Source organism: Devosia sp. Leaf64 (assembly GCF_001421945.1).
Taxonomy (GTDB): Bacteria; Pseudomonadota; Alphaproteobacteria; order Rhizobiales; family Devosiaceae; genus Devosia.
In genome coordinates this window covers 134,096-151,367 of the sequence record NZ_LMLO01000006.1, presented here as the reverse complement: position 1 = coordinate 151,367, position 17,272 = coordinate 134,096, and the positions used below count along the sequence as shown (strand labels likewise).

18 protein-coding genes are annotated in these 17,272 nt (G+C 60.6%); 8 read left to right on the top strand and 10 right to left on the bottom strand.

All coding sequences use genetic code 11. From position 1 onward, the window contains the following. Window positions 1-10 precede the first annotated feature (10 nt). The 3 genes from ASE94_RS04510 to ASE94_RS04500 form a co-directional block, all read right to left on the bottom strand. Window positions 11-1,078: a DUF4037 domain-containing protein gene (locus tag ASE94_RS04510; RefSeq protein ID WP_062629373.1), complete on the bottom strand. Its 1,068-nt coding sequence runs from the start codon at window positions 1,076-1,078 to the stop codon at window positions 11-13. 14 nt (window positions 1,079-1,092) lie between these two features. Beyond that, window positions 1,093-1,461, bottom strand: a complete 369-nt coding sequence (locus ASE94_RS04505) for a hypothetical protein (protein WP_062629372.1) — start codon at window positions 1,459-1,461, stop codon at window positions 1,093-1,095. A gap of 62 nt (window positions 1,462-1,523) precedes the next feature. Next, window positions 1,524-2,849 (bottom strand): hypothetical protein, encoded by a 1,326-nt coding sequence (locus tag ASE94_RS04500; protein WP_062629371.1) that lies wholly within the window; start codon window positions 2,847-2,849, stop codon window positions 1,524-1,526. A gap of 325 nt (window positions 2,850-3,174) precedes the next feature. On the opposite strand from ASE94_RS04500, the gene hemA reads away from it, so the two are divergent. The 3 genes from hemA to ASE94_RS21195 all read left to right on the top strand — a co-directional run bounded on the left by hemA (window position 3,175) and on the right by ASE94_RS21195 (window position 5,533). Continuing rightward, window positions 3,175-4,455 (top strand): 5-aminolevulinate synthase, encoded by a 1,281-nt coding sequence (gene hemA, locus ASE94_RS04495; RefSeq protein WP_062629434.1) that lies wholly within the window; start codon window positions 3,175-3,177, stop codon window positions 4,453-4,455. Between the two features lie 311 nt (window positions 4,456-4,766). Then, a complete protein-coding gene (locus ASE94_RS04490) occupies window positions 4,767-5,291 on the top strand; it encodes a GNAT family N-acetyltransferase (protein ID WP_082460914.1) in 525 nt (174 codons plus the stop codon). 71 nt (window positions 5,292-5,362) lie between these two features. Beyond that, window positions 5,363-5,533, top strand: a complete 171-nt coding sequence (locus ASE94_RS21195; protein WP_164474163.1) for a hypothetical protein — start codon at window positions 5,363-5,365, stop codon at window positions 5,531-5,533. Window positions 5,534-5,832: 299 nt separating this feature from the next. Here ASE94_RS21195 and ASE94_RS04480 read toward each other — a convergent pair whose 3' ends face one another. The 4 genes from ASE94_RS04480 to ASE94_RS04465 form a co-directional block, all read right to left on the bottom strand. Then, a complete protein-coding gene (locus tag ASE94_RS04480; RefSeq protein WP_062629369.1) occupies window positions 5,833-7,380 on the bottom strand; it encodes a tripartite tricarboxylate transporter permease in 1,548 nt (515 codons plus the stop codon). A gap of 3 nt (window positions 7,381-7,383) precedes the next feature. Continuing rightward, entirely contained in the window at window positions 7,384-7,881 is a 498-nt protein-coding gene (locus ASE94_RS04475) for a tripartite tricarboxylate transporter TctB family protein (RefSeq protein WP_062629368.1), read from the bottom strand. Further along, window positions 7,878-8,822 (bottom strand): tripartite tricarboxylate transporter substrate binding protein, encoded by a 945-nt coding sequence (locus ASE94_RS04470; protein ID WP_062629367.1) that lies wholly within the window; start codon window positions 8,820-8,822, stop codon window positions 7,878-7,880. The genes ASE94_RS04475 and ASE94_RS04470 overlap by 4 nt, the downstream gene beginning before the upstream one ends. 108 nt (window positions 8,823-8,930) lie before the next feature. Beyond that, window positions 8,931-10,766 carry an EAL domain-containing protein gene (locus ASE94_RS04465; RefSeq protein ID WP_062629366.1) on the bottom strand — a complete coding sequence of 612 codons (1,836 nt, stop codon included), beginning with the start codon at window positions 10,764-10,766 and terminating at the stop codon, window positions 8,931-8,933. Between the two features lie 243 nt (window positions 10,767-11,009). Between ASE94_RS04465 and ASE94_RS04460 the strand changes: the two genes are divergently transcribed. From ASE94_RS04460 to ASE94_RS04440, 5 genes are all read left to right on the top strand, one after another. After that, the gene (locus ASE94_RS04460) at window positions 11,010-11,333 is read left to right on the top strand and encodes a metalloregulator ArsR/SmtB family transcription factor (RefSeq protein ID WP_062629365.1); all 324 of its coding nucleotides are present in this window, start codon (window positions 11,010-11,012) and stop codon (window positions 11,331-11,333) included. Then, complete coding sequence (locus tag ASE94_RS20555; RefSeq protein WP_348270949.1) at window positions 11,330-11,905, top strand: DUF1801 domain-containing protein; 576 nt, start codon at window positions 11,330-11,332, stop codon at window positions 11,903-11,905. The genes ASE94_RS04460 and ASE94_RS20555 overlap by 4 nt, the downstream gene beginning before the upstream one ends. Then, window positions 11,790-12,134, top strand: a complete 345-nt coding sequence (locus tag ASE94_RS04450; protein ID WP_348270951.1) for a DUF1801 domain-containing protein — start codon at window positions 11,790-11,792, stop codon at window positions 12,132-12,134. Before ASE94_RS20555 ends, ASE94_RS04450 begins: the two co-directional genes overlap by 116 nt. 6 nt (window positions 12,135-12,140) lie before the next feature. Further along, window positions 12,141-12,551: an SRPBCC domain-containing protein gene (locus ASE94_RS04445; protein WP_062629362.1), complete on the top strand. Its 411-nt coding sequence runs from the start codon at window positions 12,141-12,143 to the stop codon at window positions 12,549-12,551. A 101-nt stretch (window positions 12,552-12,652) separates the two neighbouring features. Further along, window positions 12,653-14,221 (top strand): cache domain-containing protein, encoded by a 1,569-nt coding sequence (locus tag ASE94_RS04440; protein WP_062629361.1) that lies wholly within the window; start codon window positions 12,653-12,655, stop codon window positions 14,219-14,221. Window positions 14,222-14,224: 3 nt separating this feature from the next. On the opposite strand, the gene ASE94_RS04435 is transcribed toward ASE94_RS04440, so the two are convergent. The 3 genes from ASE94_RS04435 to ASE94_RS04425 all read right to left on the bottom strand — a co-directional run. Further along, complete coding sequence (locus tag ASE94_RS04435; protein WP_061907675.1) at window positions 14,225-14,473, bottom strand: helix-turn-helix domain-containing protein; 249 nt, start codon at window positions 14,471-14,473, stop codon at window positions 14,225-14,227. A 3-nt stretch (window positions 14,474-14,476) separates the two neighbouring features. Beyond that, on the bottom strand, window positions 14,477-14,878 hold the full coding sequence (locus ASE94_RS04430; RefSeq protein ID WP_062629360.1) for a flagellar biosynthesis repressor FlbT: 402 nt from the start codon (window positions 14,876-14,878) through the stop codon (window positions 14,477-14,479). Window positions 14,879-14,943: 65 nt separating this feature from the next. Continuing rightward, on the bottom strand, window positions 14,944-17,272 hold a 2,329-nt coding region (locus ASE94_RS04425), incomplete at its 5' end, for a flagellin (RefSeq protein ID WP_200913589.1).

Here is a 17,272-nt window from a genome sequence, read left to right as displayed (position 1 = left end):
ATGCACGCTTTCAGCCGAGCAACTGCCGCGTCACCTGTTGCGACCGCGCCGCATCAACGAGGAGCGGGGTCAGGTCGCTGGCCTGGTCGATCGCGCCCATGATCGGCAGCGAGCGCAGCCCCGGATCCTTGATCGCTGCCATGGCCGCTTTCAACGCGTCGTCGGTATTGATGGTGACGAAGGGGCGCTCGTGATATGGGCCGATAACAGGCGCAAAGGGCGCGATCCCTCGCTCCTTCTGGACAGTGGCGAGCGTGAGATAGGCTCGGGCCAGCGCTTCGCCGCGTTCATTCCACGCCATGGCCTGCAATGCCGCGTCAAGGTCCGGCGTCAGCACAGCAGCGATCGGCAGGCGTGAGAATCCTGTGCCGAACCATTTGGCATAAGGCGCATAGCGCCGCTCAAGGAGAAAACCCAGCGCCATGACATCTCGGACCAACCGGCCCGCGACGAGGCGCGAGCCCAGATCATCGCCCGCTTGCCCCGCGCGCCCGACAAAGGCCTGCTCCTCGGCAATCCGCCGCCACTGGCAGGCGATACGATAGTACCAGACATCGTGGGGGAAATAAGCGAGCGCCTGCCGTGCCGCCGTCAAGCGGCCATCGCCATCGTGAAAAACTGCGCCAGCCGTAAAGGCCAGCAGCTTTTGTTCGGGAAAACCGAGCCAGTCTAATGGCGTCAGGTTTTCGAGCGAACGAAGGCCGAAATGAGCATCGAGCCGCCCCTCAAGTGTATGAAATTCAAGCCCGTGCTCGATTGCCCCAGCAGCATCAGGACCATTGGCCGCCGGATGCGGCCGCGCCCGCCAGCGGATCGGCTCGCCGGCAAATGTCTCCGGCACCACACCGGCAAAGGCTGCAAGGAGCGGCTGGGCCTGAGCGCGAAAATCCGCTTCCGAGAGATGAATGTGCACCCTCGGACCCCAATTGTGGTCCTTCGATTGCTCATCATCAAAGCCCAGCAGTTCCGAGCCATAGCCGATCAACGCCGCCGCATAGGGCAGACCCGGTGCCGCCGAGGTCAGAAAGGGCGCGACGATCTCTTCGTAAAACGCCCGAGACAGCGCGATGCCTTGCATTGTCTCCGCTCTGTCTAGCGTTCCGACCAGCCGACAGCCGCGGCATAACTGATCAGCGCGAGCGGAAGGCCGCCGAGGATCGGCGTGAGATAAATGAACTCAAATCCGTAAGTGTCGTCGAGAACGCTGCGCCACGTCCCAAAGACGGCCTGTTCAATGGCGAAGATTAAAACGCTTAGCCCGACGACCCAGAGCCATTCGTCGAACCGGTCGGATGCCGCGACGAAAAGTGTAACGACCGCAGCCGGCAGAAGTGCCGGGCCAAGCATTGGCCCCAACACTTCCGGCCTGAAGATGAAGGCCGGACCCGGAAACCAAAACCACAGTGCGAAATGAACAAAGACGCCAATGGCGACCGCGACAAGAAAGATGCGCAATGCCAACGCCACCCTTCCTAGGTTCGCTCTCCAATCCCCCAAATGCTCTTCCCTTCTAAACCACGCCCTCAACGCAACCGCTCGACGCTTGGCGCCATCTGATGCGGCGTCACGTCTCGCCGCTCCACATGATCGAGCAGCGCCAGGATCTTCTCCACATTGGCGAGGTGGCGCTGTTCCATGGAGAAATTGAGCGTCACATAATCCCGGCCGGGGCAGAAGGTGCAGATATTGACCGCCGCATGCCAGGCGCCGCAATAGAGCGGCTCGATCATGCCGTGGGTCATGGGGCCATAGGTGCGGTGCGGCGGTACGAGCGTCAGCACGATGTGCATGCCGCCGTTAAAGCGCCAGAAGCGTTTGTTGGGTAGCGCGGGAATAAAGCGATTGAGCGTGCGCATGGCCTTGAACATGGCCATGATCATCACCTGGAACGAGGTGATGTCCTTCTGCTCGATGCCGGCAACGGTGTTGTCGACGGCGCGGACATAGTCGACGAAATCGTCCATGACCTGGAATTTGGCTTCGAGGGCCCGCACGCGGAAGAAGTCGTCGTCGGCATTATTCCGCTTGGTGTCGAGCATGGTGTAGGCCGCGCCGATCACCTTCTTGCTCATCAGCTTTTCCGCGCCCTCGCCATTGAGCGCATGGGTGACGAGCGCGAACATCAGCGAGCGCTGACGCACGCCGAGCTTGTTGGCCAGAAGCCGCAGCCGGTGCCGCTCGATGGCGAGGGTTTTAAAACCCCAGGGCTGTTCCTTGGGCGCAAGGATGTTGGCAAGGACCAGATAGATGAAAGCGGTCATGCCACCGCGCAACGCGCTTTTGAGCCGGGTCCCAAAAGGTAGCTTGTTGGTCTTGTCCGATTGCACTCCGTGCCCGGCGGCAGACGAGCGGGTCAAGAGCGCCGAATCCGAACCTTCGAGCAGGGCGTGGCTCGATCGCACCTGCAATACCGCCGCGCGGCCTTGTGCGTCCGGCCCATCACGGCGCACCGCCGCCATGACACGGAACAGTGGCAGGTCGTCCCGCTCGAAAATGTCGGTCGATTTGCTGAGCCATTTGTCGGGAAAGCCGTCGAAATCGTCGACGATTTCAAGCGAGGTGATAGCATCGAGCAGATGCTTTGGGAAAGGTTGGCCGGGCTCGGCGCCGACAAAGCCGTGGGTCAGCTGCGGCGCCAAGGCAACCATTTCAGCCACCATATTGGCAAGGCTGTCCTTGTCGTAAGTCTCGGTCGAAAAGGCGGTGAAAAACACCGTGTCGCGGCCCTCGTACAGGAACCACTGAAAGTCGGTGAATAGGGCCTGCGGATCGCGTCTGACTGCGGCATGAGCCAGTGTCAGCGCATCGGCATGCTGGCCGGCAAAGCTTGACGACGAGAAGCTTTTCACGATGTCCCCTCCGTGCCGTTCCCCCTTGGCACAGAGGGGATTTAAGCGCAGTCCAGACGTTCCTGCAACGGGGTGGCTGGAGCACCATAAAAGGAGTGATCGCATCGCGAAAAAGCGCTCTGGCCAAACTGCGTCAACGGGGCAATTCACCAGTTGGCAGATCACCCTCAAAACTTTAGAATGGTTCTCGAATAGCGGACATGTGTCTTTAGTCCGCGCGTCGAATTGACCTATGTCAAATAAGGCTTGGCGCTTTTAGTGAAGGTGCGACGGAGCCAGAATGGCATTCCTGCCGACCCCACCGGCAGGCGTAAAGGAACGACCCATGGACTATCGCGGTATTTTCGAGGATGCAGTGGACACGCTGCGGGCAGAAAAGCGCTATCGCGTTTTTGCCGATCTCGAGCGCATCGCGGGCCGCTTCCCCAAAGCGCTCTATCGCGACGATGCCGACAATGCCCGCGAAATCACCATCTGGTGCTCCAACGATTATCTCGGCATGGGCCAGCACGATAAAGTCGTCAAGGCGATGCAGGAAACCGCGGGCAAGCTCGGCGTCGGGGCCGGCGGCACGCGCAATATCTCGGGCACCAATCGCCCCTTGGTCGAGCTTGAGCGCTCGCTCGCCGACCTTCACCGCAAGGAAGCGGCTCTCGTCTTCACCTCGGGCTTTGTCTCGAATGAAGCAGCGCTCTCGACCATTGCGCGGCTTCTCCCCGATTGCGTAATCTTTTCCGATCAGCTCAACCACGCCTCGATGATCCAGGGCGTGCGTCAGTCGGGCATGGAAAAGAAGATTTTCCGGCACAATGATGTCGCGCATCTGCGCGAACTGCTCGCCCAAGTCGATCGCAAGCGCCCTAAGCTGATCGCCTTCGAATCCGTCTATTCGATGGATGGCGATATCGCCCCAATCAAGGAAATCTGCGACCTCGCCGAGGAATTCGGCGCGCTGACCTATATCGACGAAGTCCATGCCGTGGGCATGTATGGCCCGCGCGGCGGCGGCATTGCCGAACGCGACGGGTTGATGGAGCGCATCGACGTCATCGAAGGCACATTGGCCAAGGGTTTTGGCGTCATGGGCGGCTATATCGCTGCCAATAAGGCCATTATCGATGCCGTGCGCTCTTATGCGCCCGAATTCATCTTTACCACCGCCCTGCCCCCCGCGCTCTGCGCCGCCGCGCGCGCCTCGATTGAACACCTCAAGGGCAATGGCCAGGAGCGCATGATGCACCAGCGTCAGGCGCGGCTGACCAAGGCGATCTTGGCCGATGCTGGCCTGCCCGTCATGGAAACCTCGACCCATATCGTGCCGCTGATCGTCGGCGATGCGCGGGCGGTGAAGGCTGCGAGCGATATGCTGCTCGACAAGCACAATATCTATATCCAGCCGATCAACTACCCAACCGTACCCAAGGGCACGGAGCGCCTCCGCATCACGCCGACCCCGCTCCACACCGACGAGATGATCTTCGAGCTGCGCCATGCGCTCGTCAGCGTCTGGACCAGCCTCGAACTGCCGCGCGAAAAGGCCGATGCCGCGATCACGGCCAGTAAGCTGACCTCGGGCGATCTGACCCTGCCCAGCCTTGGCGGCTAACGGCCCTCAACGTCGTCCGGTCTGCAGCAATCCCCGCGAAAGCGGGGATTTTCTTTTGGGCGGCCCTCCTCGAATCCCGCGTTTCCAGAACAGCCCGAACTCCGATCAAGCCCTCAAAACTGCAAAAACATCAACTGAAACAAATATTTGTCAACATGCATCCGGTTTGGAACTTCGGCGTTTTGTTTGCGAGTTCAAGTCGAACTAAGGCGCGTGCAGGCGCGAACGGGCGGGGTTCGTCACCCCGTCATTCGACTCATGCATAGAGGCGCCAACCGTTCGGCAGGTCGTTAGTTTTCGGAATTTGCTTTATGCCTCCTCAGTTCGTCGCCTTCAGAACGGCCACCCCGGAAGACGCACCGGCTATTCGCTCGCTCGTTCGGGCTGCCTATGCCAAGTGGACACCCGTTATCGGCCGAGAACCGCGTCCAATGCTCGCCGACTATAGCGAAGCCATCCATGATTTCCGCTTCGATCTGCTGACGGTCGATGGTCAGCTTGCCGGCCTTCTCCAGACCTGCCCCTGCGCCGATCATCTCTGGATCGAAAACCTCGCCGTTCATCCGCACCACCAGCGTCGCGGCCACGGCCAGTCGCTGATGATCCTTGCCGAACAGCTGGCGCGCCACGCCGAGCTCGATACCATCCGCCTCCTGACCAATGCCGCCTTTACGAGCAATGTCGCGCTCTATCAAAAGCTCGGCTACGAGGTGGAGCAGACCGAAGCCTTCATGGGCGGCACGACGGTCTATCTCAACAAGCGCCTTGCCCCCGCCGGTTCTTTCCCCATTCGCCCAGCGCATAGCTGGACTGAGGTTAGCCGCACTACCGCTTGAGGCCATCAAGGCTCATTTAGGTGTCATGGAAGCGGCCCGGGATGATCCAGGGTCCATTACAGGAGACCACCATGAGCACCCCGCGCAAGAACAAGTTCTTTGCGACCCTCGACACCTTCGTCACCGTTTTCGGCAGTGCCGTTGCGGTTTCGGCTGCCGTCGAAGGAGGCCGGGCGCCCAAGGCCAAGCACCTGCGGACCCTCGGCATTAACCCGACCGACTTCCCATCGACCGGCCACTAAGCTGCGCAGGGCGCCAACCTCCTGGCTTTTACTTCGGTAAAACGCCAGGCGACCTGCAGCGCAAGTAGCCGACACAGAAAGCCCGGATGCCAGTCTCCCTCCCTGGCCTCCGGGCTTTTGTTTTTTGGGGTGCTTTGGAGTAATTCACCCATGCACTGAACGCATGGGTGGGAAGAGATTGTAGAAGCCTCAGCAGCCCACCGCTGTCATCCCGGCTTGAAGCCAGGTTGACAATAGGGGTTTAGGCGGCTTCAGCGCACACCTGAGACAGCCCGGCCATGAAGGCCGAGCCTAAGTAATCAATCTTCGTCGCTCGCCAACTGGTTCAGCACATCACCCTTACCGCGCATGCGGAGGATGAAGGGCAGTGCAACGGCGATGATCGCCAGAGCATAGAGCACCAGCGAGATCGGCGAGTGGAAGAGAATGCCCGGATCGCCCTGGCTGATCGAAAGTGCACGGCGCAATTGTTGCTCGGCCATGGGACCAAGGATCAGGCCCACCACCACCGGCGCGATCGGATAGCCGAAGCGGCGGAGGAGATAGCCGAGAATGCCGAAGACCAGCAGCAGCACCAGTTCGAACGAAATGCGCACTGGCCCAAAACCCATGGACATGGCGCCATTGGCGCCCAGCGTGCCGAGCGTCGCAAAGACCAGGATGCCGGCATAGAGCCAGGGTTTTGGAATGGTGAGCAGCTTTACCCAAAGCCCGATCAGCGGCAGGTTAAGCACCAGAAGCATGAAATTGGCGATGAGCAGGCTCGCGATCAGCGACCAGACGAGCGGCGCATTGTTGGCGAACAACAATGGTCCGGGCTGGAGGCCGAACTGCTGGAAGCCGGCGAGCATGATCGCCGCGGTTGCCGTCGTCGGCAGGCCGAGGGTCAGAAGCGGCACGAGCGTCCCGGCGGCCGAAGCATTGTTGGCCGCTTCCGGACCGGCGACGCCTTCGATCGCGCCATGGCCGAATTCCTCTGGATTCTTGGCAAAGGTCTTTTCGGCGGAATAAGAGAGGAAGCTTGCGACATCGGCGCCGCCGGCCGGCATGGCGCCGATCGGGAAGCCGATAAAGGTGCCGCGCAGCCAGGAAGCCCAGGAGCGCTTCCAGTCGTCGATCGTCATCCAGACCGAACCCTTGACCGCCATGACCTCGGCCTTGATCTGCTCGGGATCGGTCGCGGTTTTCAGCGTTTCACCGATGGCAAAGAGCGCCACCGCGAGCGTCGTCACTTCGATGCCATCGAGCAGATCGAGCACACCGAAAGCCAGACGCGTCTGGCCGGTCTGCTGGTCGATGCCGATGAGCCCAAGGCCAAGCCCGATAAAGAGCGCGGTCAGCCCCCGCAGCGCGCTGTCGCCGAAGGCAGCAGAGACGGTGATGAAGGCCAAAACCATCAGCGCGAAATAATCCGCAGGACCAAAAGCCAGCGCAAATTTGACGACGAAGGGCGCTACGAAGGCAAGGCCAAGCGTGGCGATCAACCCGGCGACGAAGGAGCCGATGGCGGCTGTGGCGAGAGCCGGGCCGCCCCTGCCCTTGCGGGCCATTTTGTTGCCCTCGAGCGCAGTGACGATCGAAGCGCTTTCGCCGGGCGTGTTGAGGAGGATCGAGGTCGTCGAGCCGCCATACATGCCGCCGTAATAGATGCCGGCAAACATGATCAGCGAACCGGCCGGATCGAGCTTATAGGTGACGGGCAGAAGCAGCGCCACGGTCAGCGCCGGCCCGATGCCGGGGAGAACGCCGACGGCCGTGCCGAGGGTCACGCCGATCAGCGCATAAAGGAGGTTCTGGACCTGCAGAGCCGCCAGAAGGCCCTGGGCGAGAAGTTCGAAAGTTCCCATTTCTTAGAAACTCCCCGTGGTCAGCAAGCGCTCGAGCGGCCCCTGCGGCAGTGAGAGCTGCAGCCCGCGAGCAAAGAGAAACCAGACGATAAACGCAAAGACGACACCGATCGGGATGGTCTGCCAAAGCGGGCCGCGGCCAAAGCCTTTGGCGGTCAGCGCGAACAGAACGCCCGTCGCAATCGAGAAGCCTGCGATCGAAAGCAGCAGGATCTGCGCAACAAGGCCGCCGACGATCCATGCGATCGGGCCGAACTCGTCCTTGCTGCGCGCCGGAAAACCATTGCGGAAGGCGGAGACAACCGTGCCGATGGCAAGGAATGCGAGACCGGTTGCTACCACATAGGGGAAGACGGTCGGGCCGACGCGCTGCTGCACGGGGGGCACGCGCATCTGGCTGGTTTGCCAGAAGATGATGATCGAAATGGCGGCTAGAATGACCGCGATGACGAGCGCCGCCCCATCGGGGCGGCGCGTGCTATTGGTGCTGCCAGCGCTCATTGCACCAGGCCAATGTCTTTCAGGATAGCCTCGGTGGCCGAGATATCCGCTGCAAGCTGCGTGTCGAAGGCTTCGCCATCGAGATAGGTATCGACCCAGCCCTTGGTTTCGAGCGTCTTCTTCCAAGCGTCCGATTCAGCCATCTTCTTGATGTCGGCAGTGATCGACGCCTTCTGCTCGTCGGTGATCCCAGGCGCAGCGGCGACCATGCGCCAGTTCTGCACAGCGAGATCAACACCGGCTTCCTTGAGCGTCGGCCCATCGATACCCGGCACGCGATCTTCGGACGAGACGGCGAGGAGACGCAGTTCACCGGCGGCGATCTGCGAAGAGAACTCGCTGATGCCGGAAATACCCACGGTCACCTGATTGCCGAGGATTGCAGCGAGGGCTTCGCCACCACCGGAATAGGCGATGTAGTTGACCTGGGTCGGATCGACGCCAATGGTCTTGGCGATGAGGCCAGCCGTGATGTGGTCGACGCCACCGGCCGAACCACCGGCCCAAGAGACCGACCCGGTATTTTCCTTGAGCTTGGCGATGAGATCGTCAAGCGTCTGGATGTCGGAAGCAGCGGGAACAACGATGGCGACGGCTTCACCGGTGAGGCGCGCAATCGGGGTCACGTCGTTGAGGGTGACGGGGGCCATATTGGTCAGGATGGCGCCAACCATCACATAGCCACCGACGATCAGAGCGTCGGGATTGCCGGCGTCCTGCGTTGCGAACTGGGCGAGACCGATCGTGCCGCCGGCGCCAGGAACGTTGGTCACCTGCACATTGCCCGAAATGCCATCGGCCGTCAGGGCCTCCTGCATGGAGCGGGCGGTCTGGTCCCAGCCGCCGCCGGGGGCCGCAGGGGCCATGATGGTATAGTCGGCCGCGAATGCGGACACGGACAGGGCGCCGGAAACCAGCGCCGCGAGAAGCAGCTTGTTCATAGATCCTCCCAGAACAAAGGCGAACGACGTTGCGTTCGTGAGAGGCAGTCTATGCGCTGCTCCCTGTCATCGTCCTGTCACCAGCTTTGGGAGGACAAGTTTGGCGCTTCAGGCAGTCTTGCGGCTGTCGCCCGGCGTTTGCCCATAGGCTTCGAGCATGCTGGTGCAGACCCGCGCCGGGACCGGCCTTGCATAGAGATAGCCCTGTGCCAGATTGCAGCCGAGACGGCGGAGCATCTCGGCCTGCTCCTCACGCTCGACCCCTTCGGCCACGGTGCGCATATCGAGCTTGTGCGCGATATCGACGATCCCTGACACCAGCGCCTCGCTCGGTCCATCGACCCCAAGCCGCGTGACGAAGGACCGGTCGATCTTGATGATATCGACCGGAAAACTGAGAAGATGCGTCAGCGACGCGAAACCGGTACCGAAATCGTCAAGCGCCACGAGAATGCCGCGCGCCCGCAAGGCCTCGACGGCATTGGGCACGATCTTATCGCTGCCGCCCATGAAGACGGCCTCGTTGACCTCGAGTACGATATGGCTGAGCGGCACCGAAGCGCGGCCGAATATGTCGATGATGCGGTCGGCAAGATCGCCGCGGAGAAAATCCCCGGTCGTGACATTGACCCCGACATGCTGGAAATTGAGCCCGACATCGAGCCAATGGCGCATGTCGCGCGCCACCTGGGTCAGCATCTGTCCGGTCATCTCATAGGCAATCCGCGGATCGCTGAGCGCGGTGTGAAACTGACCCGCCGAGATCACAGCGCCATCCGGCATGCGCAAGCGCGCCAAGGCTTCAAGGCCGACGATCTGATTGGTCGTGATGTTGACGATGGGCTGATAGTGCGGCTCGATGCGGTTCTCGAGCAGTGCCTGATCGACCTCTCGCACCATCGCATGGCGATGCGTCATCTGGGTGCGGAGATCGGAATGGAAAGCCATATAGCCGCCGCGGCGGGCTTGCTTGGCGTGATAGAGCGCGAAATCGGCATTCTGGATCAGCGTGCTCGCCGTAATGCCATCAACCCCGAACAGCGCGCCACCCATGGTGACATGCGCTTCAAAGGTCTGCCCGCCCATCTCCACCATGCCGGTCGACGCGTCACACAATAGACTGCCCCAGTGTTCAAGCAGTTCATGGCTATCGCAACCGCGCACGATAACGGCAAACTCGTCGCCGCCGAGCCGGCACGGCACGAGCTTGTCGTTCACAGAATTGAGGCGCGACGCAACCGTCGCGATCAGCCGGTCGCCTGCAGCGTGGCCAATGGTGTCATTGACCGATTTGAGGTGATCGATATCGAGAAGGATCAAGCCAAAAGGCTGTTCGTCGTCGATCACATCGGAGAGAAGCTGGTTGAAACGGCCGCGATTGGCGAGCCCGGTCAATACATCGAAATAGGCGAGCCGGAAATTGCGCTCGCGGATGCGTTCATGTTCGATGGCAAGCGCGCAAAGATGCACGCAGGTCGCAACGATGTCCCGCTCCAGATCGGATGGCCCGCGCGGCTCGCGATAGTAAAAGGCAAATGTCGCGACGACCCTGCCGGCGTGGTTGATAATGGGGTTCGACCAACAGGCGCGCAAACCATGCGGCTCGGCATGGGCACGAAAACTGTCCCAGAGCGGATCGATTGCAATGTCGGAAACGACGACTTCCGTCTTGTGATAGACCGCCGTGCCGCACGAACCAGCCTTGGGCCCCGCCTTCAAGCCATCGATCTGATCGGTATAGACCTGTGGCAAAGTAGGCGCCGCCAAAGGCCGAAGCACCACACCGTCTTCGACCAGCAGAATCGAGCAGATGACACCAGGCGCCAATTGCTCTGCACGCAGACAAAGCATCCGGGCAATTGCGGGCAAAGTCTCGCCTTGCGCCACCGCCTCCAGAACCTCGGTCTGCAGCCGCAAAAGCTGCTCTGTTTCCCCGCCCGTCATTTCAGCACCCCAGCCTCAGCCAAACAATGCGGCAAGGATGTAAATGAGATGTTCAGCAGCCACCCTCAATTACATCAATTTCTATTTTTCTTCTCTTGCTGTCAGGAGGATGGTGACTTCGATATCTCGGCGGGACGTCACATCAAGCTAAGTAATTTTGCAATGGTCTGGCAACACCGTCGTGCCCTTGACGACAAATAGCCACGGAGCTATGAATAATCCATAGCCAAATGGATATGTATTTTGCAACTCGCGACTGACACTCTCTTCAAGGCCCTGGCGGATCCGACGCGGCGCGCTCTTTTCGAGCGCCTCTGCCGTGAGGGCGAGTGCACGGTCGTCGCTTTGACCCGTGGTGCAGGCGTGTCGCAGCCGGTGGTTTCGAAACATCTGGGAATATTGCGCGAGGCCGGCCTCGTCGAAGGGCGCGTCGATGGGCGCCAAACCCACTATCGCGCCCGGACCGCTGCGCTTGGCCCGCTCGCCGATTGGACGCGCGAGATGAATGCCTTTTGGCACGAGCGTTTCGATGCGCTCGAGGATCTGCTCGGAAGGATGGACCAATGAGCGCCGCCTCAAACGTCAAACTGCTTTCGGGCGACAATCCGCAAATCCCCAAGGGTGTTGGTAATGCACCGGTCGCGTCTTACATCGCGGCAGTGCCCGGCTGGAAGCACGGTATCGTCCGCGCGGTCGATGAATTGGTCGTCTCCACCATCCCTGGCGTCAAGAAAGCCGTCAAATGGAACACGCCGCTTTATGGGCTCGATGGCAGCACCTGGTTTCTCAGCATGCATTGCTTCAAGACCTATGTGCGCCTGACCTTCTTTAACGGCACCGAACTCGACCCCTTGCCCGAAAAATCCTCGAAAGTGCCGGGGGTGCGGTATCACGATATCGGCGAAGCTCAAGGGATCGATACCGATCGCCTGACTGCCTGGATCAAACAAGCCGTGCTCCTGCCCGGCGAAAGCTGTGAGAAAGACCATGACGGAGAAGCCAGACCCGGCCGCTGCCAGCGCGCTGATCGACACGCGTATCGCAAGCCTTGGCGGCTGGCGCGGCGAAACCCTCGCCCGCATCCGGGCCTTGATCAAGCAAGCCGATCCGGACGTCGTCGAAGAGTGGAAATGGGATAATCCCGTCTGGTCGCATGGTGGCATCATCTGCACCGGCGAAGCCTATAAGGCGGCCGTCAAGACCACCTTCCCCAAAGGGGCATCGCTTCTTGATCCCAAGGGCATTTTCAATTCGAGCCTCACCGGCGGCACGCGTCGCGCCATTGATTTTCGCGAGGGCGAGCCGATCGACGAGGAGGGTTTTATCGCCCTGATCCAAGCCGCCCTTTCCGCCAATCTTGCCAAGTGAGATGAGATGACCGACCCTGTACCCGACATCCGCACCGTCATCCTTGAACGCGACTTCGCCCATGGCCCTGAAAAGCTCTGGCGCGCCTTGACCCAGCCGCATCTCATCGAGGAGTGGCTGATGGCCAATAATTTCGCTCCGGCAGTGGGCCATAAATTCCGCTTCACTGCTGATTGGGGCGGTGTCGATTGCAAGGTCCGGGAGATCGAGCCCAACAAAACCCTCTCCTACACCTGGGACGCCTACGGTCTTGAAAGCACTGTGACGTGGACCCTGACGCCGATCCCATCGGGCACTCAGCTCCGCATGGAACAGACCGGTTTCCGCCCGGATCAGGACCAGGCCTTCCATGGCGCGCAGGCTGGCTGGCGCAATTTCTTCAACCAACTTGGCGCGCTCCTCGATCGCCCCGATTGAAAGAGCAAATCCAACAAAAGTTCGGGCTTGGAAGCGTACGGCGATTCACACATTATCCCCGGTGAAACACCCATCGCAGTGGTGATTGACCGGGGGGAAAAGTGGGGGTCGAAGAGGGCTCCAATCAAGGTCTCGCCATCAAGCTTGCCATAGCAACCATGCTGGCGGCGGTGGGGCTTTTCGTCGCCCTGTTGGCGCTCTTTATCTATATCGGTGCCGAACAGACCCGCGCGCGGCTTGAAGAGCGCTCGATGGGCGCGGCGCAGGTTGTTTCGACCAATGCCTATTGGATCACCGAACTCGCCGACCAGACCCTGCGCCGCGTCGATGCCGCGCTTGGCCCGGCCTTGACCGGAAGCGACGCCAGCATCGAATCCGTGCTCGATGGCCTGCCCGATGCAGCCGACACTTATGTCATCGACGCTGCCGCCAATACGATCTTTGCCACCGTGCCGGGCGCTGCGCAGGTTTCGGTGGCCGATCGGGAATATTTCACCGCTCTCAAGGCCGGTGCGCCATCCTACGTGTCACCACTGCTGATCAGTCGCACCACCAAGAACCCGATTTTCGTCTTCAGCCGACGGGTCGAGCGCAACGGCGTCTTTGCCGGCGCGATCATGATCTCGTTTCCCGAATCCCTTCTCACGACGATTCTCGACGCGCTCGACCTGCCAGAAGGTTCGTCGGTCAGCTTCATCCGTGGCGATGGGCAATTGATGGGCCGCAGTCCACCCTCCGATACTGCGCTCGACCTCAGCCAGCATGCGCTCTTTACCCAATACTTGCCGCAGAGCGACCGCGGCACCTATGCTTCTGTGGCCTCGCCCATCGATGGCATTGCCCGCATCGTGAGCTACCGCAAGGTCGAAAGCGCCGATATCGTTGCGCTGGCCGCAATTGCCTCAAATCCCTCCTGGCAGACCTTCCACGGCGCCATTCTCGCGGTACTCCTGATCGTGTCGCCGGTGCTGATCGGGCTGATCCTTGCCTGCGTGTGGATCGTCAAACTTCTGCGTAGCGGCGCCGAGCGCAATCGGCTGCTGCAACAATCAGCCGATCTCAACACCATGCTGCTGCGTGAAATCCACCATCGGGTGAAGAACAATCTCGCCTCGATCCAGGCGCTGGTGCGGATGCAGGACATTCCCGAAGAGGCCAAGCGCGACCTCGAAGGGCGCTTTGCCGCCATGACCGCGATGCACGAGCATATCTATAGTCAGGACCGCTACGAAGATATCGACGCTGCCGAGTTCATCCCCGCCATTATCGGCAAGGCGCTCGAAACCTATGGCTCCTCGGCGAGCGTCCACTACGCGCTCGATGCGATCCCCGTCGATCGCGACCACGCGACACCCCTTGCCCTGCTCCTTACCGAGCTCGCCGCCAATAGCTGCAAATATGCCTTTGCCGATGGTCGTCCGGGTGAAATCCGCGTGTCACTGTCGCGCGACGCCAGCGGAGTTTCGCACCTCGTCTTCCGGGACAATGGCAAGGGCCTCGATACCGAGCCAAGCCCACGCAGCATGGGCATGCGCATCATTCGTGGTGCGGTCGCGCAGATGGATGGCACCTGCAAATTCAGCTCGGACAATGGCCTGGTGTTCAACGCCGAAATGGCCCTCTCGCGCCAGGCGACTGAGGAGCCCGCACCCGAAACCGAGTTGGCCTAGCGCTCAGGCAAAAAGCTCTGCTGGTCTCACGACGAAGGCCCTAGCCAGAACGTCGATATCGTCGAGTGCAAGCGCAGCGGCATCGCCTGCTTCGATAGCTGCGATCCGCGATACCGCCCAACCCGTCCGCAGCGCGAGGATAGAGGCGGACATTTGCCGCTCATCGCGGAGGCGCACTATATTGCGGGCGATCAGCGTAGCAGTGTTCGATTGGCTGGATGGCGTCACGGCGCCGCGGGGGGATGCGGTCATAGCTCAACCCACCAGCTTGAGCTTGGCGCGAGTTTCGGTCAGCTCGGGATTGGACAAGACTTTTAAAAGCTTGATTGCCTTGTAGCTCGATCCGCTGATCAGCAGACCATTGACCTCAGCCACCAGCCCCGCATGCTGCGGCGCCTCGGCGAGGAGCGCCTGGGCGGCCTCGAAATAATCGATATGGTGTCCCGGAATATCGCTCGTCAGATACATCTGCTGCACGGCATAGCGCAGGCGCATGGCGGGGGACGTCGCCTCTTTGGCGTCAACATGGTCGTCGGAACGCAAAATGGGCGCATGACCGCCCACCAGAACATTGACGATCGCATCGCACTGCACGCTGATTTCGGCGGTGCCGATAAAGAACGTCTCGCCGGGTTTGACAGTGAGTTTGAGCGCCATCGTCTTTCCTTCTGGGTAAGACCGGGGGCGACACCGCCGCCCCCGAAATGCTTGCTTTGTTGCGATTAACGCAGGAGCTGCAGCACAGCCTGGTCCTGCTGCGAGGCCATCGACAGAGCCGAAGACGACAGCTGCTGACGGGTCTGGAGAGCGAGGAGGTTGGCCGCTTCTTCGTTCGTGTCCGCCAAGGTCAGGTTCGCCGCGCCGGTTTCGAGCGTGTTGATCATGTTCTTGGTGAACGACTGACGGTTTTCGACAGACGACAGGTTCGAACCGAAGGCCGAAGCCTGCGAGCGCAGTTCGGTCAGAGCCGAAGAGAGCTTGGTCAGGAACGCGTCGATCTTTTCGTCGGTGTCGAGGTCTTCAGCGACAAGGCTTTCAACACCGAGGTTCGAGGCATTGATACCGCGAACGTTGCCGTTGGCATCCTTGGCCTGGATGTCGATCGAGGACGTGCCGGACTCGTTGAAGGTGATCTTCAGCTTGTCGCCACGAAGCAGGTTGATACCGTTGAAGGACGCGTCATCACCGAGCTTGTCGAGCTGGTCGCGCAGTTCGTTGAACTGCTTGGACAGGTTCGCACGAACGTTGTTGCCATCGATCTTGAGGGCAGTGACGGCGTCGTTGCCATTGGTATCGACACCGATATCGAGAGCCTGGGTCGACAGGTTTTCGATACGGAGTTTGCCGTTGTCGTTCGAAGCACGAACCTTGCCGCCATGGTCGCGGTTGATCAGTTCGACGAACTTGTCGACGGTCTTGGTCGAGTTGAGCTGGCTCTTTTCAGCAACGCCGGTGTTCACACCATTGGTGCCGAAGAGTGCAACAGCATCGTCACCGGAGACAGCCAGGGTCTTGGCTTCAGCGTTCTTGGCAACGAGCTGGAACTTGCCAGCTTCGTCGAACTTGGCCTCAACGCCCGTGATACCCTTGGCTTCGAGATCGGAATTGACCGATGCGATGGTCGCATCCTGCCAGTTCTTGATGTCGAGAGCGTTGACAGCCGAACCTACGCCACCCTTTACGCCACCGATCGAAACGTTGGCAGTCTTGCCATCGTAGGAAACGGTGAAGGTCGCCTTTTCAGCAGCGACGGCTTCGACCGACGTACCAACGATGCCCGTGGTATCAGTGCGGCCGTTAACGGTCGTTACACCAGGCGTGGTGTTGGCCGATGTCTGGGCGACCGTGCCGGTCACTGCGACGGTGGGGCCGGTACCCGCGAAACCTTTGGCGCCAGACTTTTCGGTCAGCGTAATGGTATCGGTGGAAACGCTCGATGCATACTTTGCACTGAGCGTGGCGTTGCTGTTGATCCACGCACGCAGTTCTGCGGCAGTCGCGTCAGCGCTACCTGGAGCAGCGGTGAAGGTGTAGGTCTCATCGTCGATCTTGAAGGTATCGCCAATGGCAGCACCCGTCGTGATCTCGATGGTATCGACGCTGGCAGAACCAGCAACGGCCGTCGGAATACCGGTGACCGTCGGAACGGTAGCGCCATATTCGGTGTTGGTCAGCTTGATCTTGCCTGTGGCCGCGTCGGCTTCGACGGTGTACTTGCCCGCTTCAGCACCAGCCTTGAGGTTGTCGACGAAGTCGGCAAAGTTTGCGCCGGTGGCAATGTTCTGGCCAGCAACGTTGATCGATCCAGGAACGGCCGAGTAGTTGAACTCGGTCGTGCCCTTGACGGCTGCGGTGGCAGTCTGCGCAGCACCGGCAGGATCGAAGTCGATAGCGGCAGCAGCGGCCGAGGTGTCGACGGTTTCGATGATGATCTTGCCAGCATTGTCGCTGCCTGCAGCACCAACCGAGACGGTGTACTTGCCAGCCGTCGATGCACTACCAGCAAGAGCGGTGGTGATCGTTGCTGCAAGACCCGCTGCAGTCACGTCTGCGCCCGCCGTTACGTCAACACCAGCAACGGTGAATTCGTCGCCGGCAGTAAAACCGCCAGCAAGCGAGATCACGGAGCGAGCGCCAGCGCCAGTTGCCGAGGCAGTTGTCGACTGGGGGCCGAGATAGGCTGCAGAGGCTTCGGTGGTCAGCACCGACTTGACGCCAGGAACCGTTGCAGTTGCCAGGCTGATGTCGGCATTGAGATCGCCGAACTGACCGCCGCCAAGGTTGATCTTGGTGTTGTCGTTGACTTCAAACGACTTGGTCTGGAACGACTTGTCCTGGCGAGCCTGACGCAGGGTCGACTGCATGGATTCAAGGTTCTTGGTCAGTGCGGTGATGCCGTTATTGGCGGCTTCGATGACCTTGATGCCCGAAGCCATCGAGTCGAGCAGATTGCTCATGTCGGCGGCGCGGCTGTTGAGTGCCGAGGCAGTGAAGAAGCTCGAGGGATTGTCGAGGGCAGAGTTTACCTTGTTGCCGGTCGCAAGACGGTTT